Raw genomic sequence first — 23,502 nt, forward strand, 5'->3', positions numbered from 1 at the left:
AACCATTCTCCTTTCTTTATTTCTCATCAACCAACAAAACCGTGCGCACATCAGGCAATTTGCTTAAATCCATCCTGTATTTAGATCCATAGGTGAATACGCCAAGCTCATCTTCTTTCACGCTCCAACTCTTTGGCAAGTTCCAGAATGTTTTAAAATCGCTTAAAAACTTGGGCGAGAGATCAAAGCTAGTCGCATACATGTGCTTAACCTGTTTGGAAGCCTCTTTTTCAAGGATAGCGTTTCTTTCTTGCTCCATCCATTCTTTTACAGGGATGGATCTAGCCTTTCTGTTTTCAAGAATTTCTTTTCTTCTGGCTTTCGTTTTAGCTTCATCGCCGACCCACACGCCGTCTTTATTTTGACTCACAATCGCACCATAAACCTTGTAAGCGTATTCTGGCAACAGCTGTTTGCTGTTGAGATCTTCTAAAATGGCATTCAAATCCCTTTCAATCGGATCGCCAAATCCAGGACCGCCTTTGATGTAATTCAAATACAAGTCATAATTATCAAAGCAGTTCTCGGTGGTGATGCATTGCTTATCCCTTTTGACTTGAGACGCATGAGAAATATGCTTTTCATAATCTCTATCCGTTGGGTTAAAATCACCTCCCAAAGGCAAGCTGGCGTTATTTTTAATCCTGTTTTTCAAGTCGGTGTTATGCGCTTCAAACCTATAGCCACTGGCCGCTGGATAGCCCCCCATCATACCCCAATCGCTATTCATATAGCCATTACCCATAAAGAACATGGTCCAATCATGCGCTCCCCACACCATTCTTAAAGTTTCAAACCCGTTACCGCCTCGATATTTCCCATACCCACCGGTATTGGCTTTGACATTCCTGCCTAAATAAAGAAGAGGCTCTGCCATTTCCCAAATTTCAACATCGCCCATATCGCCCTCTGGATTCCAAATAGCCGCTGCGTGATTCAAGCCGTCTTTTATCGCGCAAGCTCCAGTCCCGCAAGAACTCGTCTCAAAGCTATTCACCGCATGGATTTCTCCATCCTGGTTGATACCACCGCCTTGCAACCAATTGGAAGTGTTAGCGTTCCCGGAATTGACCTCTTCTAAATACCCTCGGCTGTAATACGCTTGAGACAAGCCTCTCCACAAAGCGCTCCAGCCTGATACCAAGAAGTGCCACGCATAAGCATGCCCAGTGCGCCTGTCATCTGGATTCATCCAAGTCCCTTTTTTGAGTCTGAATTGAGTCGCAAAATAAGCGCCATCGTTGATGCGAGAAGTGGGTATCAGCGTTTGAGTCATCATCACCCAAATACCGCTAGTAAAAGACACTTGGTTGCAATTGAAAGAGTGCCATCCCCACCTGGACGCGCCATCAAAATCCAATTTCCATGTAGCGTCCTTATTGATAGTGATTTCCACAGGAGAGTGCATGATCGTGTCTAGCTTAGCAAATTCAGAGCACACGCCAATATCCTTATGCGCATAAGGCACATCCACAAACGCTACCTTCCTATACTTACCCGGTATGGTCATGGATTTGATCCTAGAGATAAGGCCTCTCCTCCCCTCTTCAATCACCTCATCAATAAATCGCATGTAAGAATCAATGCCGTCTTCTTTAATGACTTCCATCACTAAATCCCTAATCATATGGCATCCTGCAATCCTAGTCCTTTCATCTAGAATCCAATATTTAGGCGTGCGAACCGATCTTTGAGATTCATGCAACCAATCTTTAAAGCTTTCATCATTCGCTCCTGTCTTACGGCAAGTGATCATGTATCCATCCCCAAATCTTTGAACCTGCCCGGTGCTCATCGATCCTGGAGTAACTGATCCGGTATCAATCACATGCGTAACACCGCCTACCCACCCAATCAATTTTTCATCGTGGAAAATAGGCACAAGAGTCATAATATCGCATGGGTGCACATTCCCAATCGCGCAGTCGTTATTGGTGAAAATATCCTTGTCATTGATGCCTGGATTGTCTTCCCAATTATTCTCTACCATGTATTTGATAGCTGATCCCATAGTGCCTACATGGATAATGATACCCGTAGAAGTCAGCACGCTATCGCCCACAGCGTTATAAAGCGTGAAGCACAATTCTCCCTCTTGCTCAACAATAGGACTTGCCGCAATCCTTTTAGCTGTTTCTCTGGCATGCACGATACCGCCTCTTAATTTAGAGAACATTTTCTCATAACCGATCGGATCTCTTTCTTTAAACTCTAGTTTTTTGAGACCATTATAATGCCCTGTTTTTTCTGTCCTGGCTAGGATTTCATCTCTAGCTTGTTTTAAAGTTTTGCCGTTTTTCAATAAATTTGCCATTTTGAACTCCTTTATTTAATTTCTTTCAAGTGGAACAATCGGTGTTTGTCTAGTCTTGTCGCAAAGCCCTTGGGTATCACGAAAGTGGTCGCATCTGATTCCACGATCGCAGGCCCTATGACTTCATTTCCGGGCAGTAATTTTTCCATTTGCCACACATCTGCATCCACCCATTTTTTATGCCGATAGAATTTTCTAACGCCTATTTTGGCTTCTTTTGGGGGCGTAGCACCATGCTCTTTTTCAACCGGAATCACAGGTTTTTGTGTAGCCACAACACCACGCATGATCACGCCGGTCACGCTAAAACCAAGCTCTGGAGAACACGCTGATTCAGAATAAACACGAGCGTAGGTTTTTTCATATTCTTTGACAATCTCTTCCCAATCAGCCACGCTTGCAGCTTTTGACACAGGAGAAGTGATCTCTAAGTCATTCAATTGCCCCATATACTGCATCCTGTATCCAGGTCTTAAGATCACATCTTTTTCAGAGAATCCATTGATCTTGAACTCTTCAATCACTTTCAAAGTCAACTCATCCCATGCGTCTTGAATGATCTTGCATGCTTCTATTTTGGACTTGTCTGAAGAATACTGCGGAATGGCAATATCCACGCTCTTGTCGTATCTGTATTCAAAATCAGCGCAAGCGCAACCAAAAGCGCTAAATCCAGCCGCCCACGCAGGCACTACCACATCCTTAAACCCTAAACCTTCTGTATAACCATAGGTATGCACAGGCCCCGCGCCACCATATGAAAAGCACACAAAATCAGATGGGCTATACCCTTTAGCGCTAATATTGGATCGCAAGTATTCTTTAAGCTCCAAATCAAGCAGCTCAATCACACCCGCAGCCGCATCTTCTACGCTAATGCCTAGCGGATCAGCGATTTGCTCTTTAATGTGTTTTTTAGCCCTATCCACATCTAATTTGATTAGACCGCCTAAGAAATTATCCGGGTTCAAATAGCCTAAAACAATATGGCAATCGGTTACTGAAACCGTGTCTAAACCGCTGTCTTTCCAACAAGTGCCAACTCTATACCCCGCGCTGTCAGGCCCTAGTTTGACCGATTGGCTGTGTGGATCAATGCGCACAAAACTCCCCGCACCAGCACCAACGGAATCCATAGCCACAAGCGGTAGGGATAAAACAAGGCGTGCCATATCAGGGTCAGAAGCGATGTTGAAATTGCTCTTAACGATAAGCGCCATATCAAAGCTCGTGCCACCAATATCGCTGCATGCAATATTGTCATAACCAAGCGTTTCGCCTAGCAATTTGGATCCAATCACGCCTCCAATAGGACCGCTCACAATAGTTCTAGCAAGCTCTTTAGCTTTCCAGCTAATGGTGCCTCCATGCGTTGCCATCACTCTAAGATCAAATTTAGCGCCATGCTCTTTGAAGCGGTTGCTGACTTTAGAGAGGGTTTGTCTGCTTGGCTCAGCCGCATAAGCTTCTAAGATAGTGGTGTTCATTCTGTGGCTTTCTTTTCTTTGAGGGTAGTAATCCACAGAAGCGAATACAGGAATATTTTTACCCAATTTTTCAATCTCTTTTAACGCAATATCTCTAACAATCCGCTCGCTTTCAGCGTTTTTATGAGATTGTAATAAGCAAATCACAATGGCCTTTGCACCTGCTTCTAAAAGCTCCTTAACAGCAACTTTAACCTCTTCTTGGCGCACCGGGATAACCACTTGCCCCTTGACATCGGTTCTTTCTGTAACGCCTCTAATCCTTTTTAAAGGAATCAGCGGATCATCATATTTGTGCGTGTTGATATGCAACCTTTCTTCTAGTGCATACCCCAAGTAGGATTGCAACGCTCTGCCCATAGAATGCATTTGCTCAAAACCCTTATTGCAAATCAGGCCCACTTCCATTCCGCGCCTTTGGACGACCCGATTGAGCATCGCCGTGCCAGAATACACGCAAGTGATCAACTCTGGATAAACCTTACTCACATCCGATTGCCAGTGCGATAAAGCGTCTTGTGAGCTATTATAAATAGCTAAGCTCTCATCTTCTGGGTTGCTTTGGGCTTTACCGACGACGAAACTGCCATTTTCTTTCACAAAAAACGTGTCCGTCATGGTGCCACCGGCATCAATACCCATCACCTGAACTCTTGCGTCTTTCATTTAGACTCCTTGTATTAAAGTGTTGCTCAAGGCAACCTATTAGAATTATAAGGCTGATTTTTAAATGGAAATCGTTTATTTCAAAGCCAGTCAATAACAATGTGAAAATTTGGTTTCATAAAGTGGAGAATAGTAATAAATTCGTTCAAAAAATATCGTATAGGAAGAAAAATATAAACTGATATTAAATCAAAAGGCGAAATTCAATTCTAATGTGCCGATTTGATGGTGCTTAGGCTGGGATTGAAAGGTTTTACTAATATCAGTAATCGTAAAAGCCACCCTGAAGCTGTGCCACATCATAGCCGCTCCTATTTCACTGGCATAAACAAAGTATTCCAAATTAGCAATGCCCCTAGTTTCAGGGCTATTGCCTTGAATGAAGATGTTAAGGGGTTGGAAACGCCCAAAAGCCCCTACAAAAAAATAGATGGAAAATTTATCGCTATAAGGCATGCCTCCATCAAAAGCGGTATTGACCTTATTGACACCATAATCAGCGTCCAGGTTATACCCAGCCCTAAAGAGCGATCCGAGTTGGAAATAATCCCTCGCATTACCCAATTCCACATTAAACCCAGGCATTAACTCCATGGAAAAAAAACGAGTCTTTAAAAGGGGGACTTTTTTGAGCAATTGGTAGTGCAATTCAAAGATAAATTCGTTTTTGAGCTGCGTGTTCCAGCCATAAAATTGGGGGTCATGACCCCATTTATGAATGAGACGCTGCGTTTGAGCGGCCAAAGAATCTTGCCCTGTCGTGCCTAAAGAAAGCGTGAATAATTCCATAAAAGTTTGATGGCGGTTATACACGTTCAAATTCACCCGTAAATACCCCCCATAAGGGTGGTTGTCATGCAAATGCACCAGTTTTCTGTTTGCAAGTGAGGGGGTATACATATCTTGAGCGAGAGAAATACCAAAACGAGTGACCCTAGGGCTTTTATTGAAAAAACCTAAATACGAAGTCCATTTCATCGCTTTATTTTTAGAAAAATCAAACTCTTTAGTAGAAAAGCCTATTTGATTGCCTGCGGTATAATACTCATCAATGTAAGGATTGATATAACCATCATTTTCAGTCATCAAATTGATAGAATAGCGTTTAGAGGGCGTTAATGGGGTAGGAATATCCTCTTTTGCCCATGCAAACATTCCTAATAATAAACATAAAATAAATTTGAAAAACAAAACACTTCCTTAGGTTATTATGGGGTTGGTTATTGTAACGAAATAAGGCTTAATTACAAGAGCGTTTAAGGGGTAAAAAGAGAAAACTTTACCCCAAAGAGCGTGGTTTTAGGCATAAAAAACTCACACTAAAAAATAAAACACCCCACACACGACTAAGCCTACAAAAATTAAAGTCAAAACGCAATAGCCCATAATATCTTTAGCGCCCAAACCCGCAATGGCTAAAGCGGGCAAAGCCCAAAAAGGCTGTATCATATTCGTCCAAGCGTCTCCCCAAGCGATAGCCATAGAAACCACTCCCGGATCCACGCCTAAGCTTTGCCCAGCCGGAAGCATGATAGGAGCTTGAATCGCCCATTGCCCTCCACCAGACGGGATAAAAATATTGACAATCCCCGCGCTCAAAAAAGTCATGAGCGCGAAAGTTTTTTCATTAGCGATGTGCGTGAAGGCTAAAGAAAGCATTTGCGCTAAAGAATGACCTCCCACGCTATGGCTTGCCATCATCCCCATAATCCCGGCATAAAAAGGGAATTGGAGTAAAATCCCAGCCACGCTCCTAGCGGAACGATCGATCGCTTTCACATAAGCTAAAGGGGTTTTATGGAGCAAAATCCCTAAAAAAAGGAAAATCGTATTGACAATGTTTAAACTAATCCCTCCTCCTTTAAAAAAATAAATACCCAAATACCCAAAACCCAAAAAAACCAAAAGATAAGAAAGCAAAGCGCTGTTTTCTAAAAAATGCGCAATCGTTTTGTCTTGTTGGTGATCAATGAGTTCCGTTTCCTTGTATTCGTCTTTTAAAAGCTTTGAATCAATCTCAACAATTTCTTCTTTTTTAGGGTGGATCATTGCCATTAAAAAGGGTAACCCTACAAGAATGATCCCTATAATGATTAAATTATAAGAAGAAAAAATCGTCTGACTGATAGGAATAGCTTTTTCAATCACCCCAGCGCTTATTTTGGACAGATTTTCATTTTGGGTGGCAACGCTTAAAGGGATAGAGCCGGATAAACCCCCATGCCAGATGACAAAACCCGAATAAGCACTAGCAATAAGCAGTCTGTAATCCACCCCTTTAACATTTTTGGCGATCTCTTTTGCAAAAATCGCGCTAATCACTAAGCCAAAACCCCAATTGATCCAATTAGCGATTAACGATAAAAAAGTAACCAACCATAAAGCCGTATAATACCCTTTAGGTAAAGACGCTAGATATTTTAAAAGTTTTTGGACTAATTTAGCGCTAGCCAAAGCCTGACCCAACACCAAAATAAGGGCCATTTGCATAGAAAAACCTAAAAGCGTCCAAGCACCATTCCCCCAACTAGAAATGACAGACGAAGCGTCTTGCCCTGTCAAGCAATAAACAAGAACAAACACAACAAACGATAAAAGAGCGACCAAAACAAAAGAGTCCGGCAAACATTTAGACGCTAAAAACACGCACGCTGAAGTCAAATGCCTTAATAAAAACATAAACACCCCCTTTATAAGCTATAGGTGCACTTCAAATTCGGCTTCTGTTTTTTCTTTCACTTGATCAAGGCTGACACCCTCTTGCAATTCCACTAATTTCATGGCGTTATGGGAAAACTCAAACACCGCTAAATCCGTTATCAATTGATGCACCACGCCCTTTCCTGTTAAGGGTAAGGAGCATTCTTTTTTCACTTTAGACTCCCCGTATTTGTTGCAATGCTCCATGATGACAATCACTTTTTTAGCGCCATGCACCAGATCCATAGCCCCTCCCATGCCTTTTATGAGCTTTTTAGGGATCATCCAATTAGCCAAATCCCCATTCTGTGAGACTTCCATCCCTCCTAAAATCGCTAAATCAATATGCCCCCCACGAATCATTGCAAACGAATCCGCGCTGTTGAAAAACGAAGCACCCGGCACCACGGTTACGGTTTCCTTTCCTGCATTAATGAGATCCGCATCAACGCCCCTTTCCAATGGGTAAGCGCCAATCCCTAACAGCCCGTTCTCGCTTTGGAAAACGATATTCATCCCACTCACTTCATTAGCCACAAGCGTGGGCAAGCCTATCCCTAAATTCACATACATGCCCTCTTTTAATTCCTTTGCCGCTCTTTTAATGATAGCTTCTCTCATTTCGCGCTCCTTGTTGTGATTTTTTCTATCCGTTTTTCAAATTTCTCGCCCTTATAGATGTGTTGCACATAGATTCCTGGCAAGTGTATTTCATCTGGGTCTAATTCCCCGGCCGGGACAATTTCTTCCACTTCAGCGACGCATATTTTTGCCGCCATCGCACACAAGGGATTGAAATTTCTGGCTGTTTTTCTGAACACCAAGTTCCCAAGAGTGTCGCTTTTATAGGCTTTAATAAGCCCATAATCGCCTGTGATCGCTTTTTCTAAAATATACTCTTTGCCGTTAAACTCCCGTGATTCCTTGCCTTGAGCGATCAAAGTCCCAACCCCTGTTGGGGTGTAGTAAGCGGGTATCCCAGCCCCTCCAGCGCGCAAGTTTTCAGCCAAAGTGCCTTGCGGTGTCAAAACGACTTCAATTTCTCCGTTCAGCATTTGCGATTCAAAAATCTTATTTTCTCCCACATACGAAGCGATAATCTTTTTAATCTGCTTTTTTTCTAAAAGAATACCAAGCCCAAAGTCATCAACGCCACAATTATTACTCACGACAACCAAATCCTTGATGCCTTTCTTGTAAATGTAATCAATGGCGTATTCGGGTATCCCGCACAGCCCAAAACCGCCCACTAAAATAGTATCTCCGTCTTTTAATCCGCTCAACGCTTTGTCTAAATCGGTTATAACCTTGTTCATCTCATTCTCCTTATTTTTGTTCAACTACCACTGATAGCCCTTGACCGCCACCCACGCACAATGACGCACAACCCACGCCATGCCCACTTCTTTTCATTTCATGCAATAAAGTTACTAAGATCCTAGCGCCGCTCGCACCAATAGGGTGGCCAATCGCTATCGCGCCTCCATTCACATTCACGATATTGGGGTTTAATTCAAGCTCTTTTAACACGGCTAGGCTTTGCGCGGCAAAGGCTTCATTGAGTTCAAAAAGATGGATGTCGTTGAGATTCATTTTGACATTTTTAAGGTTGTTTTTAATCGCAATGCTAGGGCATATCCCCATTATATCCGGACTGCAACCACCCAAACCAAACCCCTTAATAGTAGCCATGGCTTTTAACCCCAATTTTTGCGCTTTTTTAGCGTTGCATAAAATGATAATACTCGCACCATCATTGATCCCTGATGAATTTCCTGCCGTTACCGATCCGTCTTTTTTGAAAGCGGGTTTGAGCTTTGCAAGGGATTCTAGTGTCGTATCTCTAGGGTATTCGTCTTCTTTAAAAACAACCACGCCTTTTTTATTCGCTATTTCAATAGGCGTGATTTCTTCTTGGAATTTCCCTGCATTAATGGCGGCTCTTGCTTTGAGTTGCGATTGGAGCGCGAAATTATCTTGCTCTTCTCGGCTTATGTGGTATGCTTGAGCGACATTATCAGCGGTGATCCCCATGTGGTAATCATTGAACGCATCCCACAATCCATCATGGATCATGGAGTCTATCATGTTCGCATTCCCCATTCTTTTCCCATCTCGCATGTCAAACGACAAATAAGGTGCTGCGCTCATGTTCTCCACGCCACCGCACACCACCACCTCATCGCGCCCAAGCATGATGCTGTCATGCGCTAATTGAATGGCTTTCATAGACGATCCACAAACCATATTGACGCTAAAAGCGTTTTTGTCATTAGGGATGCCAGCGTCCAGTTGGATCTGCCTGGCGATATTTTGACCCAAACCGGCGCCTAAAACATTGCCTAAAATGACAGAATCCACATCGCTAGGCTCAAGAGTGCTCGCATTCAAGGCGTCTTTAAGCACATAAACACCCATTTCTCTAGCACCCACATTCTTTAGAGAGCCTAAAAAACTCCCTACAGCACTACGCTTTGCCGCCACTATAACCACTTCATTCATGTCTTTGCCTTTAAGTTGATTTATTAGTCATAGTATCACTTTTAGGTGATTGACGCCCTAACAGGTTTGATTTTGTTTTAGGTTTTGTTTTGGATTGAGGGAGATCCGTTTATTTTTTTCACAAAAATATTATTCTTTAGAGAATGTAATTATTTATAGAACTCTTATCTGAGCTTCTTTTAAAAGGAAGTTTATGAAGTTTTTTAAAATCCCTAAACTGCACTTAAATTCTAAAGAGTGCCAAGAAATGTTTTTAGACAATGTTAAATTTTCCAAAAAGACACAACAATTTTATTTCCAAAACTATCCAGATGTTAATGTAGAAATCTTTAGAAAAGTTGTTGAAGATAGGTTTTATAGCACTTTATTTGGTGGGGTTGGGTCTAGAAGGCTTTACAGAGAGCTTTGTGAGCTTGCACTAAGTTCAAAAAGCAATAAAATTGCATTAAGTAGACACTATTACACACAAGTGCATCAGTGTGTAGATAGGTCTTTAAGAAACGCAATCAATGATTTGGAAGCTCAAGGGTTAATTGAAGCGGTAAAAAATAAGCCAGGCTATGTGTATATCTATTTAAAAGACTTCACAAAAAATAAGGAGTTTCAAGGGAGTAAATTCAATAAAAACACACTCCCTTCCCCTTTTTTTTTAAAAATTATTAACTTTTTACAAAAGAACACACAAAGGCTAAAAAGCGTGAAGTATAGAGTTAATAATCAAATTTGCGAGCTTAAAGAGATTGTTTTTAGTAAATTCAGACAATTTAACGACTTACTTTTTAGTTTTAACCCTTTGAATGACACACAGACAATTTTTACGCTTAATTATAAAAGCTTGAGCAAAAAAGCACTCCCTAGTAACAAATGTCCTTATCAAAAAGCTATTGTATTGAAAAATTTGCAAAGAGCTTTTAATAGATTGAGCGTTAAATCTAAAGATTTAAGAGGATGTGCATAAAGGCTTGATTATGGCTTATGTAAAGAACGCTATATACTTACCACTAGATAGACTTTTAGAAAGAAATGGTTATAGATTGAACGCACAAAAAAGCACTAAAATTTGGAAAGTTTATGGTAATAGCAATGAAAAGCTTCTTGTAAGACAAAATGCTAATTTTCAATGGTTTTATTTCAACTGCGATAATAAAGCTGATAGCGGTAATATTATCAATTTCTGTAAGAACAGAAATTTAGATTTAATGGGTTTTACGCAAGGTTTAATCATAAACGATGATACCATAAAAGAAAATGCCTCTAAACTAACTAGTAAAGAAGCAGATAAATTTAAAGAGCAACAAAAAATTATTGATAAATTCAATCAATTTGAACTTTATGATTTAAACAATTCCAAAATGTTAGAAAAAAGAAAGCTTAATGGTAATCTCTTTTTAGCCTATAACCACTCTTTAAAAAGAGACAAACATAATAACATGTGTGTGCCTAACTTCTTATATTCCAAAAATAGCCATTCTAATAAGATCATTTCTTACACTAGACGCTTGGAAAATCCTATGACTAGCTTAAATAATCAAGTATTAAATAGACCTATCAATGCTTTAAATAAGGGGGAAAAAGGTATAGAAATGCTTGCCCCTAAGGATTTAAAGCTGATTAAAAATATTGTTTTAAGTGAAAGCATTATTGATAGCATGAGTTATTTGCAATTAAGAAAACTCAATGCTTATGAAAGTATTCTATTAAGCTGTAATGGGCAATTTAATGCTAATAAATTAGACGCTTTTTTAGAAAAATTATTGAGCGATATTGAGCAATCTAAAAGCAAAGAATACGCTGACTATCTTAAAAAGGTTCAGAGCTTTGAATTGTATAAAGGCACTCAAACAAGAATTGAAAATAAAACAAACACCACTAGAGATAATTTAACTATCCATTTTTCAAGGGCTAAATATCCTAGTAGCACAGATTTTATGCCAGCTAAAGATTGGGTTAATGAAAGTGTAAAAAGTTTAGATGAATTAGTCAAGGTGATTACAAACTACCATTATTCAAGCGCGATTTATAAGAATAACTATAGAAATACCCATAACACCAAAGGCTTTTCTAACTTGCTTATTTTTGATATAGATAATGACAAAGATAAGCCTAATATTAGCCTAGAAGAGACTAAAAATCTCTTTAAAAAACATGGCATAGAAACGCTTATTATCCCATCAAGAAACCATAATAAAGAAAAGCACGGACACATTGCTGAAAGATTTAGAATCATTATCCCTACACAGCAAACTATAGGTCAAGATTTTAATTGTAACAATGATTTTAGTGCCTTTAACAATTTTTGTGCTAAGGCTTTGGGTATTTATGACTACATAGATAAAAAAGTTTCTGTGGATCAATCAAGGGCGTATTATAAAAGCCCTAATGATGCAACACCTATTATTTTAAAAGGACGCATTATGGATATAACCCATTTAAAACAACAAGCAATGAGTAATTTATTTACACAGAACACGCAAATTCAAACCACAGAGCCTGAGCCTGTGAATAAACCTGATTTGTCTTTAAATATTGTTTTAGCCTATGACAATGATAAAAATGGACAAATCTATACACAGATTAGTGAAGAAATCATTTATAAGCATACAGAAAATATGCCTAATGTTTTTATCCCATATTCTAAGGATTGTAACGATGACTTAAAGATAGCCAATTTAATCGGTAATGATCATATCAATAATGAAATGATAAAAAACTTTTTAGAAAGAATAGAGAAGCAATCTTTGTTTTTTGATGGTGAGAAAAAAGAAAAATTAGAAGCTCTTAAAAATGAGTGCTTAGCTTTATTAAAACCACAAGAACAAACAATCTCACAAAACAACACAAAAGAAAATGAAAAACCAATTCAAGGAGTAGATTATGAAATGTAAAAATTTCAAAGAAAAAGCTTTATATTTTATGCTGTTGGCTATGCCCAATTTATTGTTGGCAAATGGAAGTGGCGTGTGGCAGTCTAATGCATTACAAACAATCATCAATTTTACTAGTGGTCCTTTTATGAAAGCAATAGGTGCAATTATTGTGATTTGTGTTGGTATTTATGTAGTTAAAAACCTAGACAGGTTAGGAGAAATTGCGTGGAAATGTATAGGGATAATTTTAGCCACTATTGCCATTGCAAACGCTCAAACTATTGCTAATAAATTATTTGGAGTTGGGTGAATGATTTTAAATTATGTAGAGACCATCAATGTTAGAGAAATATCTAAAAAAGAGAAGTTTTTAAAGCTTAATATGAATAGTTGGATCATTTCTTTTTTGAGTGCTTCTTTCTTATTTGTGTGGTCTTTATTATATGGCGTGGTGCTATTTGTGGCATTAATAACAATGTTTTACATACTAGAATTTTTTGATGAAGATATTACAAACATTATTTTGGCAAACCTAACGCTAAAAAATGACACTAAAGAATATTATGCTTAAAGGGTTTTAAAAATGTTTCTTGGTTTAGAGGGTTTTAAAAAATTTATTTTCAATTTCTTAAGTTCTTGTATTCCTAGACAATATTCTTTAGTTCAAGAAAACAATATTAATGGGAAATTTGATGAAAAGTTTGTGTTAACGCATAAAGGAAACTTAGTAGGAGCAATATCTTTAAGTGGAATAACTTATTCAAATTTTGATAAAGAAGAGGTGGCTACACAATTTTTATACAGAACACAAGCTTTAAATGAATTGATAGATGGTGTTACGCTAAGAATTGTTGCTAAACGAAGAGATATAAAAACTCAAACTATTTACAACAAAGATGGCGTGAGTAAATACGCTAAAAAAATTGTTAATGCTTATGAAAAAGATAAAGAATTTTATATCACGACTTACTATTTAATTATTGAAACAAAAAACGTCAATATAAAAGGGCTTTTAGAAAAGTGGAAAGCGAAAATGACTACTGATAAGTATGTAAATAATGATGAAGAGGAACCTTTAAAAGATAATCTTAAAAACTCAGAAACACAAAAACAGGAAGCTTATAAAATAAAAAAGAATGTGCTAGAAAATAAAGAATTGCAAGATAAAGCAACTCTTTTAGCTGAGATTTTAAATAAGATGAGTTCCATACTAACAGACTTTGAGCCTAAATTTTTAAGTTCAGACGATCTATTGAATTTATACGCTGAATATTGTAATGGTCATTATTGTGATTTTAAATACAAACAAGGACGATTGAGTGATGGGAATATCCAATCTCATTTATATTTTAAAAAAGACCACTTTATACATGACTATAACGGAATAGAGACTTTTAAGCGTTTTATTGCTGTGAAAGCTTATGATGTGGATAATATTACTTCTTTGGCTTTATCTAATCTTTTGTGTGAAAAGTTTAACTTAGACATTTTGCTTACCATAGAAGCTATGGATAAAGAAAGAGCTTTGTTTTTTATTAGAGAGCGTAAAAAACGCTCTAAAGATATTAGCTATCAAAATATAGAATATTTAGAGCAAATGGTTTCTACCGACAGAGCACAAATACAAAAAGTTAGTTTATCAATCATGGTTTTTGCTAATTCTAAAAAAGAATTAGATAAAAAATCAATTATTGTATATAACACTTTGAAAAAAGAAGGCTTTTCAGCGGTTTTAGAAAGCATCAATATGCGTCCTATATTTTTTTCATTTTTTCCTGAAAGAAACTTTTTAAATTCACGCCTAAGACCTCAAACTAGCCAAAATATTGCTAGTTTGATTATGTTTGAAAAATATCAAGAAGGCTTTAAAGAAAATAGTTGGGGGGATTGTCCTATCAGCGTGTTTAAAAATCAAAATGGATCAGCCCACTTTTTCAATTTTCAAGCTAAGCAAGGTAGAGATAGAAACGACAATGTTGTAGGTCATACCATGATAATTGGTAGCACAGGAAGCGGTAAATCCACTTTTATTAGTTTTTTAATCGCCAATTTACTAACTAAATACGATATGAGCGTGGTAGCTCTTGATAGAATGAATGGTTTAGAGATTATGACTGACTTTTTTGAAGGTCAATACAATACTGCTAATACAGATGGTGGTTTTTATATCAACCCTTTCAGTTTAAAAGATACAGAAGAAAATAGGCAATTTCTAGCAAACTGGATTAAATTTATGCTCAATATTGATAGCGATAACCAACAAGATAATAAGGCTTCTCAGTCTATAGATAAGGTTATTAGAGATACTTATAATTACATGGGCGAACAAAAAAATCAAATAAACGTATTAGAAATTGCCAAAAATTTAGGCTCTAGCGAACAAGATTTTAATGAGATTTTAAAATCACAAGGGGAAAAAGTCTATTTTAAAAAATTTCAAGATTGTTTGGATTTTTCTAAAAGCCCTTTAAGCGTGATCAACATGGATGCTTTTGCTAACGATAAAAAACTTATGGGGCTAATTGCTATGTATTTGTTCCACAAATTGTTTTTTGAAGCAAAGGAACACAACAAACCTTTTTTCCTATTCATTGATGAAACTAAAGACTACATTATGCATCCTATAATGTTTACCTATATCGCTAACGCGCTCGCTCAAGCTAGAAAAATCAACGGAACACTTTGCATGGCGTTTCAAAAAATATCTCAAGTCAAAGAATTAGGTATTGATAAAGCAAAGAGTTTGATAGGCAACCTTTCTCAAGTGATTATCTACCCCACAAAAGATACTGATGAATTAATAGAATGCGGCGTCCCATTAAGCGATAGCGAAATCAATTTCTTACACAACACGGATATGAGAGCCAGACAAGTGCTGGTAAAAAATATCGTTACAAACGCTTCAGCTTTTATTGAAATTGATCTAAAAAAAGATTTGCAAGAACTACTTTATATTCTTGATAGCAATGCTGGTAATAGAAAAATCCTCAATGATCTTAAAAAAACAAACCAAGAAACTTATAAGGAAGAGTATTTAAAAACTAAAATGAAAAAAGAAAGCGAGAATGTTCAATATGTATAAAAACTGCGTATTTATCATAGAAAGTCCCAATAAGATCGCTAAAATCAAAGAATTAACAGGAAGTTCATTTGTTTTTGCGACTGGTGGGCATTTTGTTGAGCTAGTCAATATTGAAGTGAGTCAAGAATTTAACCCTATTTTTGAAATCAAAAAAAGCACGGATAAGAAAAAGGATAAATCCACTTATATCAACCATATGATAAATCAATGTAAAGATAAAGTGGTCTATATTGCTACTGACCCTGATAGAGAGGGTTATGGCATAGGTTATAAATTTTATGAAAAAATCAAAAATCTAGCTAAAACAATTTATCGCACAGAGTTTCATGAAATTACAAAAAGCGGTGTAGAAAAAGGCTTGAACAATGCTGTGCTATTTTCTCAAAGCAATCTCAATCTCTATTATAGTTGGCTAGGTAGGATTGTAAGCGATCAATTTGTAGGCTTTACTTTAACGCCTTATTTGCGCAAAAACATTAAGAATTTTGAAGTGAGTGCTGGTAGGGTTCAAACCACTGCTCTTTCCATTTTGGTAGAATTAGACAGAAAAATCCAAGCCTTTGAACAAAAGAATATTGATGAGAAATTAAGTTATAGCATAGAAGCTATTATTGATGTGTTAGGTTCTCAAATCTCTATTACTTTAGTAGAAGAGGATAATAAGGAAAGTGTTTGATACCAAAGAATTAGCCCAAAACTTTTTAAATGACTTAAAAAATAATCTTAACCCATTAGCTTTTTTAGACTCAGTAGAGCAAAAAGATAAAGAAAAAGCTCCACCTAAACCTTTCACCACTTCTAATCTTTTAAAAGATGGGGTTAGAATTTTAGAAATGGGCGTTAAGCAAATCCAAGAACACGCCCAAAAACTTTTTGAAGCTGGATTGATTACTTATATTCGCACCGATAGCGAAGCGTTAAGTAAAGAATACTTGCAAGAGCATCAAGCATTTTTTGAAAATATTTATCCTAGCGTGTATGAATACAGAGAATATAGGGCTGGTAAAAATTCGCAAGCTGAAGCGCATGAGGCTATAAGAATTACACACCCTCACTGCTATGAAGATCTTAAAAAGTGTGTGAGAAACACAATATTACAGATATTGATGATTTAAAAGTCTATACGCTTATCTTTTTTAACACCATTTGTTCTCAAAGTAAAAACGCTATTTATGAAAACACAACTTTAAATTTTAAAGTAAAAACGCACAGCTTTAAATGCAGTTTTAGCAAACTCAAATCTAAAGGCTTTAAAGCGATTAAAGACTTAGAAGAAGAAAAGAAAGATGAAGAAGAGATTGAAAGCGATCTTGATTTTTCTAGCTTGCAATTAAAAACTCAAATGCCTATTTTAGATTTTAATATCAAAGAACTAAAAGCTAAAGCTCCTAGCCCTTATACTGAAAGCACTTTTATCGCAATGATGGAAACCTATGGCATAGGAAGACCTAGCACTTATACAAGCGTATTTGAGATCTTAAAAAACAAAAATTACATTACATTAGAGGGCAAAAATAGGAAGATCACGCCCACAGCTCTTGGTAAAAGCATTGTTGATTTCTTCTTGAATGATAACCAAACACAATGGATTGCTATTTCTAAAGTGGATGATAGTTTTACAAAAAAATTAGAAGAAATGTTAGATATGATTATAAAAGATGGTAAAAGCGCTTATCTTGATTTAATGCAAAATATCCAAAAGAAATTAGGCACAGAAATTTCTAACTTATATAGAAATAATAGCAATAACAACGCTTCTGCTGTTAAAAAAGAAATGATACCTCCAACTGAAAAACAACTTAATTTTGTAGAAACTATAGAAAAAACTCTTCAAATAAAAGCTTCTGATATGACAAAAAAAGACAAGTTTGCGTGCATGAAGTTTATAGAAGAACATAGTAAAAAAATGCCCAAAAAGGATAAGTGATGGCGTTAAAACTTGTATCTATTTGCTATGCAGTCATTATTCTTATGGGTTGCTCCAATAAACAATATGAAATGTATAAAAGCCCTTGCGCAAACTTAGAAAATCTACAAAAAGGCTTTAAGGCATAAAATGGAAAAAGTTTGCATGAACGCATGGGAGTTGCCTAAGGTTTTAGAAGAAAGGTTAAAAGAAAAATATGGCGATGATTGGGAAAAACATGTTAAGTCTAAAGCAATAAACGAAGAAGAGCTTGAAGAACAAGCCAAAGATAAAGCTAAAGAACAACAAAAGATACAAAGAGAAAAAACACTCAGTGGGTTTTTAAAAAAAGTTGGTCTAAAAAAGCGTGATATGTTACAAAGCACTATGCTGTTTGATGGAGTCAAAGAAGCTGATGCACTTTTTCAAGCAGAGCGTAAAATTGGCGATTGGATTTTTAGCAGTGCGGTATTCTTTTTTGCTCTAGCTTTTATAGAAGCCATTATTATTATATGCTTATTGCCCTTAAAAGAAAAAGTGCCTTATTTGGTAACCTTTTCAAACGCTACACAAAATTTTGCCATAGTCCAAAGAGCAGACAAGAGTATTCGTGCCAATCAAGCGCTTGTGAGACAATTGGTAGCATCTTATGTCAATAATAGAGAAAATATTTCAAATATAAAAGAGCAAAACGAAATAGCCCACGAAACCATTAGATTGCAAAGTGCATTTGAAATATGGGATTTTTTTGAAAAACTTGTTTCTTATGAACATAGCATTTACACTAATATCAATCTAACACGAAAAATTAGCATTATCAATATCGCTTTAATTAGTAAAACCCAAGCCAATATTGAAATATCCGCACAACTTTTTAATAAAGAAAAGTTAGAAAGCGAAAGGCGTTATAGAATAATTATGACCTTTGAATTTGAACCTATTGAAATTGATACAAAATCTGTTCCCTTAAATCCTACAGGCTTTATTGTTACAGGTTATGATGTAACTGAAATTGCGATTTTAAAAGACTTGGATGAAAAAAATAAAGTCAAAGATGATGGGGTGAAATCTAGGATTATCCGCACCGAGAAAAAAGACCCTCATATGAGCCAATATAAAGATGTTAAGGAACAATAATGAAAAAATTCACTCTATCGCTATTTTTGTATTGCGCTTTACTTAGCGCTGAAGAGGATATTTTTAGAAACAATACAAATGAAACTGATCCTACGAGTTCTTTTGAACATGGCAAAGAAAACAACAATCTTATCCCAGCAAAATCTGATAGTTTAGAAAGTTTCAAAGAACAAGAAAACAAAGAAAAAGCCAAACAGCTTATGGATTTAAAAGCCTTACAGAGCGTGTATTTTTCTAAAAATAGAAAATTGCAAGACAATAATTTCAATGTCTTATATGTGGCAGGCAACACCAACAAAATCCGCTTACGCTATGCGATGACTACCACTTTTATTTTTGACAATGATCCTATTATCTATGTGAGCTTAGGAGATCCTAGCGGTTTTGAACTCACTTACCCTACTAATGATCATTACGATTTATCCAATATGCTAGTGATCAAACCCTTGCTTATAGGGGTGGATACAAACCTAACCGTAGTCGGAGCGAGCGGAACAATTTATACTTTTTACTTGTTTAGCACCACTTACACTAGCAAATTTCAAAGTTATTTTTCAGTGTTTGTCTCTAATAAAAGGGCTATCGGTAAGCTCAATATTTTGTCTAAAAACGAGCTAGAAAAAAGAGAGCAAGAACAATTAGCTAAAACAGAAACAAATACAAATAGCTTTAATAAACAAGACAAACAAAAGCTTGACTACAGAAAAATCCATTATGAGAGCAAGGAAATTGATGATGGCAAGTTTATAAGAATTGGAGATGAAGTCAATCACATTTTCATTGAAAAAGCTAAAATCAATCGTGGTTATTTGCAAAAACCCAAACACAAACGCACCTGGTGGAGTTTGTGGCTCTATAAAAAACCCAGTGATGATGCGCTTGATATAAAAGCACTAGATGTCTTTGATGATGGCAAATACACTTATTTTAGATATGACAGAGATCAAGCCTTTTCAAAATTTCCTTACACCTATAAGGTTGTAGATGGGTATGATAATCCTATCAATAGCCGTGTGGTAGGGAATTACATTATTGCTGAAGATGTTTCTAAAAAATGGACTTTAAGGAGCGGTAAGGAATATGTGTGCGTAAGAAGAGATAAACACAAATACCAAAAATCTAAGGACTTCATGCGTTTAAAAAGGCTTTTAGAGCAAGATGAAACCATGAAAGCCAAACGAAACAACATTCACTTGATTGAAGACACTACGCCTCAACCTAAAAATGCCATTAGTGTAACGGAGTTGTTAGCTCAAATCAAAAACCAAACTCCAAGTAAAGAATGCCGAGCCTTAAATGAAGAAGAAGTTAAGACTTTAGAAGAGGTTAAAAACATCATAAAAGCTCCCAAGCCTTTGCAAAAAGATTTGAAAAACAAGCTCAAAAAACACACAATCAAAACCCACTATTGCGTGCCTATCCCCTATATAGAAAGATCAAAAACCACTGATAATTTAGAGAAGAATAAAAAGGGGCTGAATAACACCCCAAAACAACATCAAGCAAACCCTATTAAAGATGTTAAAGAAAACAAGAAATGAAAAAACTTCTTTTACTTTTAGAGCATAAAATCATAAAAATTGGCTTAATTATTGTGATTGTATTAGCTGGTTTTTTTCTTTTTTACGAACAAGAAATCAAAGAAAAAACTGTTAATGTTTCTCAAGGTAAATTCCCTATTTCATCTTATTTGTTTCAAGCTTACGAAGGCATTAAGAATAAAATAGATACTATCAATGAAGTGAAGCCAAACGATGAAACTAAAAGCGTTAATGAGAATATAGAAAAAACACAAAAAGATTTAGATGATTTTAATGCACTAGTGCAAAAATTACCAAATTTGCCTAAGGATTTTAATAAAACGCTTATTAAACCACAAAGTCCATCTTCCAACTACAATACCGCTAACGAAGAAGAAAAAACCCGCCTGGTGATTTTAGCGTCTCGTATTAGCAGCCAAAAAGAAACGCAACCTCCCATTTCTATAAAAAATAGCGTTTCTCACATAAAATCCAAAGAAAAACGAGAACTTGAAAAAGAATACGGCTCTAGCGGGTTTAAAAATTTTAAAAGAAAAAATATAGCGAGCAGTGAAAACAAACTTTTAAGAACGATTACAGCTGACAGGATGATCCCAGCCATTCTGATCACTCCTATTAGCAGTGAAATAGGGGGGAGTAAGATAGTCGCTCAAGTGGAGAGCGATATATACGCAACGATGGGTAGAGCGGTTTTAATCCCTAAAGGGAGTAGAGCTATAGGCTATTACAACTCTAATAACAAAATAGGAGAATACCGCTTAGAAATTGCTTGGAACAGGATCATCACGCCACAAGGGGTCAATATCATACTAAGCGATGCTAAGGGAGCTGATGTCAAGGGCTATAACGGCATGATAGGCACACTCCATAACAAATATTGGGAACGCTATGGCATTCCTTTATCCTTAAGCACCTTGTCAAATGGGCTACTCATAGGTCTTACTAGCGGTCTTACCGAAGCGATGAAAAACAAAAGGGGTGGTTTTAACCAAAACTATTTTGGAGATTATATGATGATGCAAATGACGAGACAAACGGGTATCAGCCTAAATAATATTATCGCTCAAATCATGCGAGATCAAATCAGGATTAAGCCCATTATCACTATTAGAGAAGGAAGCCATATTTTTATTAGTCCTAATACGGATATTTGGTTTCCTATCCCTAAAAACAATGAAGTCTTAGCGAAATTTTTTAATGAAGAAAAGGAGCAAAACAATGATACAAAATAGCATTATTAATAATAATTTTATTCTAAATAGTGTAAAATTAAAATACAATATTAAACATAAGGATTACCAATGAAACTCAACCCTGAAGAAGAATTATTGAACACTCTAGAAGAAAGCAAAGATGCAGAATATGTGGAGCTTTGCAAAAAAGCAGTAGAGGCGCAAATGGAATTAAGAAAAGTTATGGATAAACGCCTAGAAAATGAAACCAAAGAATTAAGATCCAGAATGCAAGCAAGGATTACTGAAAGGCTGGTTTCAGAAATTTTAAATGCCGAAGAGCATTTTTCAAAAAAGATTATCCAAAACGAGAAAACGCTTGAAATTATTTTTGATATAGAAAGGACTTATAACAATGATTGGTGAAAATTTTAATTGCGATAAAAAGCTTGCTCATTTAAATGAAGAGCGGCCCATTTTAGAAGCGCCTAAAAAAGATAAAAAACCTAAAAAGCCTAGAAATTCTAAAATTAAGGATTTAGATTTTTATGCCTCCTATGTGAGCAAAAATGTTGAAATCCAAAAAAAATTTGATGAGACTTATAGGTTGTGCGAACAAAAACAGCAAGAACTCAATAGTTTATTAAAAGAACTAGAAAACTTAAGGAAACAATTATGAAAGAAAAACTAGACAAATTATTAAAATTAGAGCTTAATGAATTAGATAAACTGGATTTAGAAAAAGAGTTATCTAATCTAAAACTCACAAGCCATAAAATTTACCAAGAATACTTACTAGAAAAACACGAAAATTGTGAAAAAAACCTGGAGATTAAAGCTAATAATAAAAGGCTTTCCAAAATCCACCATCTCTATTCTTTAGCTAAAAGAATAGAAGATAAAAGAGAAAAAGAGCGCATTGAACTTCAAAGAAAAATGTTAAGGGATTTTGATAACCATCAAGGAGAGCCATAATGATTTCTAATCTTTTAAAAAGTTACCTTGATGACTTTATGCCTATTTTAAGCCAGCCTGATTTAAATGAAGTGGTTTTTAATAAAGAAAAAGAGTATTTCTTGCACCGCCCAAAGGAAAAAGTAAGGTGTTTTAATGAAAAATTTACTAATGATTATTTGTTAGTTTTTTGTGAGCAATTAGCCATTTTTAGAAACCAAAAATTCACTCTAAAAACGCCTAAGTTAAACACTTCTTTGCCTTACACGCAAATTAGAATTAACGCATTACACCCTAGCATTATTGCTAGTTCTAATATTTCTATCAATATCAGAGTGCCTAGCAATTTCAAGTTTGAAATTAACGCCTTTAAATTAAGTGAGAAGTGTCTGGCTAAAAACATTACCTATGATTTTTTACTTAACTTAGTAAGTGCAGGTAAAAATATTTTAATCAGTGGTGGCACAGCTAGTGGTAAGACTAGCTTTGTTAATTCTTTGATTGAAAATATTCCCAAAAACGAAAGGGTGGTTACTATTGAAGATAGTCCTAAGTTAAAAATCAGTAACGAAGACCAAGTTAATATTTTAGTGGATAAAAGCGGGAGCGGATTTTTTACTTATGAAGATGGCTTAAATGCGGCCATGAGAATGTCTCCTGATAGATTATTATTAGGCGAAATTGACACGCATAACACTGCATTATTTTTGCGTTTAGCGAATACTGGGCATAGCGGAATGATAAGTACCTTACACGCTAATAGTGTAGCAGATGCTTTTATAGCTATTTGTCAGAATATAAACTTGAATAAAGGCGGTAAGCCTACGCCTAAAGAAACGCTTTTAGATTATTTTTGCACTGGTATGGACTATGTTATCCAAATCAAAAAAAAAGGTAGCGATAGGATAATTGACGATGTTTTAAATGTTAAAAGCGAATTTAAAAAGGAGTTGATGTTATGAAAAATTCAAGACTTTACAGAAAATCTAAACAAAAAGGGGGCGCTAAAAGGATGGAATTTTTATTGGATGTTAGATGTGTCCAAATTTTAACCACCCAAAGCAGAAATCCCAAATATCTTTAGTGTTTGGGATGAATGCTACCAATTCATGGTATCATATCCCCATACATTCGTATCTAGCGCAGGAAGTGCGCAAAGTTACGCCTTTGGAGA

Annotated in this window: 20 protein-coding genes and 2 pseudogenes; 15 read left to right on the forward strand and 7 right to left on the reverse strand. The window is 36.2% G+C overall.

What is annotated here, in order from left to right:
* Nucleotides 1-16: 16 nt before the first annotated feature.
* The 7 genes from CXY28_RS03620 to CXY28_RS03650 all read right to left on the reverse strand — a co-directional run bounded on the left by CXY28_RS03620 (nucleotide 17) and on the right by CXY28_RS03650 (nucleotide 9,669).
* Nucleotides 17-2,314 (reverse strand): hydantoinase B/oxoprolinase family protein, encoded by a 2,298-nt coding sequence (locus CXY28_RS03620; protein WP_001285072.1) that lies wholly within the window; start codon nucleotides 2,312-2,314, stop codon nucleotides 17-19.
* An 11-nt stretch (nucleotides 2,315-2,325) separates the two neighbouring features.
* Nucleotides 2,326-4,467, reverse strand: coding sequence for a hydantoinase/oxoprolinase family protein (locus CXY28_RS03625; protein ID WP_100979491.1), 2,142 nt, complete (start codon nucleotides 4,465-4,467; stop codon nucleotides 2,326-2,328).
* A 189-nt stretch (nucleotides 4,468-4,656) separates the two neighbouring features.
* Complete coding sequence (locus CXY28_RS03630) at nucleotides 4,657-5,658, reverse strand: lipid A deacylase LpxR family protein (RefSeq protein ID WP_100979492.1); 1,002 nt, start codon at nucleotides 5,656-5,658, stop codon at nucleotides 4,657-4,659.
* Nucleotides 5,659-5,781: 123 nt separating this feature from the next.
* A complete protein-coding gene (locus CXY28_RS03635; RefSeq protein ID WP_100979493.1) occupies nucleotides 5,782-7,146 on the reverse strand; it encodes a TIGR00366 family protein in 1,365 nt (454 codons plus the stop codon).
* 18 nt (nucleotides 7,147-7,164) lie between these two features.
* Nucleotides 7,165-7,788: a 3-oxoacid CoA-transferase subunit B gene (locus tag CXY28_RS03640; RefSeq protein WP_100979494.1), complete on the reverse strand. Its 624-nt coding sequence runs from the start codon at nucleotides 7,786-7,788 to the stop codon at nucleotides 7,165-7,167.
* Nucleotides 7,785-8,483 (reverse strand): CoA transferase subunit A, encoded by a 699-nt coding sequence (locus tag CXY28_RS03645; RefSeq protein WP_100979495.1) that lies wholly within the window; start codon nucleotides 8,481-8,483, stop codon nucleotides 7,785-7,787. The genes CXY28_RS03640 and CXY28_RS03645 overlap by 4 nt, the downstream gene beginning before the upstream one ends.
* A gap of 10 nt (nucleotides 8,484-8,493) precedes the next feature.
* Nucleotides 8,494-9,669, reverse strand: coding sequence for an acetyl-CoA C-acetyltransferase (locus tag CXY28_RS03650; RefSeq protein ID WP_100979496.1), 1,176 nt, complete (start codon nucleotides 9,667-9,669; stop codon nucleotides 8,494-8,496).
* Nucleotides 9,670-9,862: 193 nt separating this feature from the next.
* On the opposite strand from CXY28_RS03650, the gene CXY28_RS03655 reads away from it, so the two are divergent.
* The 15 genes and pseudogenes from CXY28_RS03655 to CXY28_RS09020 all read left to right on the forward strand — a co-directional run.
* Nucleotides 9,863-10,627 carry a hypothetical protein gene (locus tag CXY28_RS03655; RefSeq protein ID WP_100966765.1) on the forward strand — a complete coding sequence of 255 codons (765 nt, stop codon included), beginning with the start codon at nucleotides 9,863-9,865 and terminating at the stop codon, nucleotides 10,625-10,627.
* 10 nt (nucleotides 10,628-10,637) lie between these two features.
* Nucleotides 10,638-12,554: a toprim domain-containing protein gene (locus CXY28_RS03660; RefSeq protein WP_100979497.1), complete on the forward strand. Its 1,917-nt coding sequence runs from the start codon at nucleotides 10,638-10,640 to the stop codon at nucleotides 12,552-12,554.
* The gene (locus CXY28_RS03665) at nucleotides 12,544-12,846 is read left to right on the forward strand and encodes a TrbC/VirB2 family protein (protein WP_000649840.1); all 303 of its coding nucleotides are present in this window, start codon (nucleotides 12,544-12,546) and stop codon (nucleotides 12,844-12,846) included. Before CXY28_RS03660 ends, CXY28_RS03665 begins: the two co-directional genes overlap by 11 nt.
* On the forward strand, nucleotides 12,847-13,107 hold the full coding sequence (locus CXY28_RS03670) for a virB3 type IV secretion protein (RefSeq protein WP_100979498.1): 261 nt from the start codon (nucleotides 12,847-12,849) through the stop codon (nucleotides 13,105-13,107).
* Between the two features lie 12 nt (nucleotides 13,108-13,119).
* On the forward strand, nucleotides 13,120-15,618 hold the full coding sequence (locus CXY28_RS03675; RefSeq protein ID WP_100979499.1) for a VirB4 family type IV secretion/conjugal transfer ATPase: 2,499 nt from the start codon (nucleotides 13,120-13,122) through the stop codon (nucleotides 15,616-15,618).
* A pseudogene (locus CXY28_RS03680) lies at nucleotides 15,611-17,545 on the forward strand (type IA DNA topoisomerase). The gene CXY28_RS03675 and the pseudogene CXY28_RS03680 overlap by 8 nt, the downstream one beginning before the upstream one ends.
* Nucleotides 17,545-17,673, forward strand: coding sequence for a hypothetical protein (locus tag CXY28_RS08885; RefSeq protein ID WP_001185488.1), 129 nt, complete (start codon nucleotides 17,545-17,547; stop codon nucleotides 17,671-17,673). Before CXY28_RS03680 ends, CXY28_RS08885 begins: the two are co-directional and overlap by 1 nt.
* A gap of 1 nt (nucleotide 17,674) precedes the next feature.
* On the forward strand, nucleotides 17,675-18,661 hold the full coding sequence (locus tag CXY28_RS03685) for a VirB8 family type IV secretion system protein (protein ID WP_100979500.1): 987 nt from the start codon (nucleotides 17,675-17,677) through the stop codon (nucleotides 18,659-18,661).
* On the forward strand, nucleotides 18,661-20,202 hold the full coding sequence (locus tag CXY28_RS03690) for a TrbG/VirB9 family P-type conjugative transfer protein (RefSeq protein WP_100979501.1): 1,542 nt from the start codon (nucleotides 18,661-18,663) through the stop codon (nucleotides 20,200-20,202). The genes CXY28_RS03685 and CXY28_RS03690 overlap by 1 nt, the downstream gene beginning before the upstream one ends.
* On the forward strand, nucleotides 20,199-21,434 hold the full coding sequence (locus CXY28_RS03695) for a DNA type IV secretion system protein ComB10 (protein ID WP_100979502.1): 1,236 nt from the start codon (nucleotides 20,199-20,201) through the stop codon (nucleotides 21,432-21,434). Before CXY28_RS03690 ends, CXY28_RS03695 begins: the two co-directional genes overlap by 4 nt.
* Before the next feature lie 69 nt (nucleotides 21,435-21,503).
* The gene (locus tag CXY28_RS03700; RefSeq protein ID WP_100979503.1) at nucleotides 21,504-21,800 is read left to right on the forward strand and encodes a hypothetical protein; all 297 of its coding nucleotides are present in this window, start codon (nucleotides 21,504-21,506) and stop codon (nucleotides 21,798-21,800) included.
* Nucleotides 21,790-22,053 carry a hypothetical protein gene (locus tag CXY28_RS03705; RefSeq protein ID WP_033756313.1) on the forward strand — a complete coding sequence of 88 codons (264 nt, stop codon included), beginning with the start codon at nucleotides 21,790-21,792 and terminating at the stop codon, nucleotides 22,051-22,053. Before CXY28_RS03700 ends, CXY28_RS03705 begins: the two co-directional genes overlap by 11 nt.
* Complete coding sequence (locus CXY28_RS03710) at nucleotides 22,050-22,349, forward strand: hypothetical protein (protein ID WP_000660142.1); 300 nt, start codon at nucleotides 22,050-22,052, stop codon at nucleotides 22,347-22,349. Before CXY28_RS03705 ends, CXY28_RS03710 begins: the two co-directional genes overlap by 4 nt.
* A complete protein-coding gene (locus tag CXY28_RS03715) occupies nucleotides 22,349-23,290 on the forward strand; it encodes a CpaF/VirB11 family protein (RefSeq protein WP_100979504.1) in 942 nt (313 codons plus the stop codon). Before CXY28_RS03710 ends, CXY28_RS03715 begins: the two co-directional genes overlap by 1 nt.
* Nucleotides 23,287-23,379: pseudogene (locus CXY28_RS09020) on the forward strand (mobilization protein); the annotation flags it as partial. The gene CXY28_RS03715 and the pseudogene CXY28_RS09020, both read left to right, overlap by 4 nt.
* Nucleotides 23,380-23,502: the final 123 nt, after the last annotated feature.

It is taken from the genome of Helicobacter pylori (genome assembly GCF_002832345.1).
Classification (GTDB): Bacteria; Campylobacterota; Campylobacteria; order Campylobacterales; family Helicobacteraceae; genus Helicobacter; species Helicobacter pylori_CP.

Excerpts from the sequence above, each read along its gene's own strand:
- CXY28_RS03620 (WP_001285072.1), bottom strand. The coding sequence starts at position 2,314 with ATGGCAAATTTATTGAAAAACGGCAAAACTTTAAAACAAGCTAGAGAT.
- CXY28_RS03625 (WP_100979491.1), bottom strand. The coding sequence starts at position 4,467 with ATGAAAGACGCAAGAGTTCAGGTGATGGGTATTGATGCCGGTGGCACC.
- CXY28_RS03635 (WP_100979493.1), bottom strand. The coding sequence starts at position 7,146 with ATGTTTTTATTAAGGCATTTGACTTCAGCGTGCGTGTTTTTAGCGTCT.
- CXY28_RS03640 (WP_100979494.1), bottom strand. The coding sequence starts at position 7,788 with ATGAGAGAAGCTATCATTAAAAGAGCGGCAAAGGAATTAAAAGAGGGC.
- CXY28_RS03645 (WP_100979495.1), bottom strand. The coding sequence starts at position 8,483 with ATGAACAAGGTTATAACCGATTTAGACAAAGCGTTGAGCGGATTAAAA.
- CXY28_RS03650 (WP_100979496.1), bottom strand. The coding sequence starts at position 9,669 with ATGAATGAAGTGGTTATAGTGGCGGCAAAGCGTAGTGCTGTAGGGAGT.
- CXY28_RS03655 (WP_100966765.1), top strand. The coding sequence starts at position 9,863 with ATGAAGTTTTTTAAAATCCCTAAACTGCACTTAAATTCTAAAGAGTGC.
- CXY28_RS03660 (WP_100979497.1), top strand. The coding sequence starts at position 10,638 with ATGGCTTATGTAAAGAACGCTATATACTTACCACTAGATAGACTTTTA.
- CXY28_RS03665 (WP_000649840.1), top strand. The coding sequence starts at position 12,544 with ATGAAATGTAAAAATTTCAAAGAAAAAGCTTTATATTTTATGCTGTTG.
- CXY28_RS03670 (WP_100979498.1), top strand. The coding sequence starts at position 12,847 with ATGATTTTAAATTATGTAGAGACCATCAATGTTAGAGAAATATCTAAA.
- CXY28_RS03675 (WP_100979499.1), top strand. The coding sequence starts at position 13,120 with ATGTTTCTTGGTTTAGAGGGTTTTAAAAAATTTATTTTCAATTTCTTA.
- CXY28_RS08885 (WP_001185488.1), top strand. The coding sequence starts at position 17,545 with ATGGCGTTAAAACTTGTATCTATTTGCTATGCAGTCATTATTCTTATG.
- CXY28_RS03685 (WP_100979500.1), top strand. The coding sequence starts at position 17,675 with ATGGAAAAAGTTTGCATGAACGCATGGGAGTTGCCTAAGGTTTTAGAA.
- CXY28_RS03690 (WP_100979501.1), top strand. The coding sequence starts at position 18,661 with ATGAAAAAATTCACTCTATCGCTATTTTTGTATTGCGCTTTACTTAGC.
- CXY28_RS03695 (WP_100979502.1), top strand. The coding sequence starts at position 20,199 with ATGAAAAAACTTCTTTTACTTTTAGAGCATAAAATCATAAAAATTGGC.
- CXY28_RS03700 (WP_100979503.1), top strand. The coding sequence starts at position 21,504 with ATGAAACTCAACCCTGAAGAAGAATTATTGAACACTCTAGAAGAAAGC.
- CXY28_RS03705 (WP_033756313.1), top strand. The coding sequence starts at position 21,790 with ATGATTGGTGAAAATTTTAATTGCGATAAAAAGCTTGCTCATTTAAAT.
- CXY28_RS03710 (WP_000660142.1), top strand. The coding sequence starts at position 22,050 with ATGAAAGAAAAACTAGACAAATTATTAAAATTAGAGCTTAATGAATTA.
- CXY28_RS03715 (WP_100979504.1), top strand. The coding sequence starts at position 22,349 with ATGATTTCTAATCTTTTAAAAAGTTACCTTGATGACTTTATGCCTATT.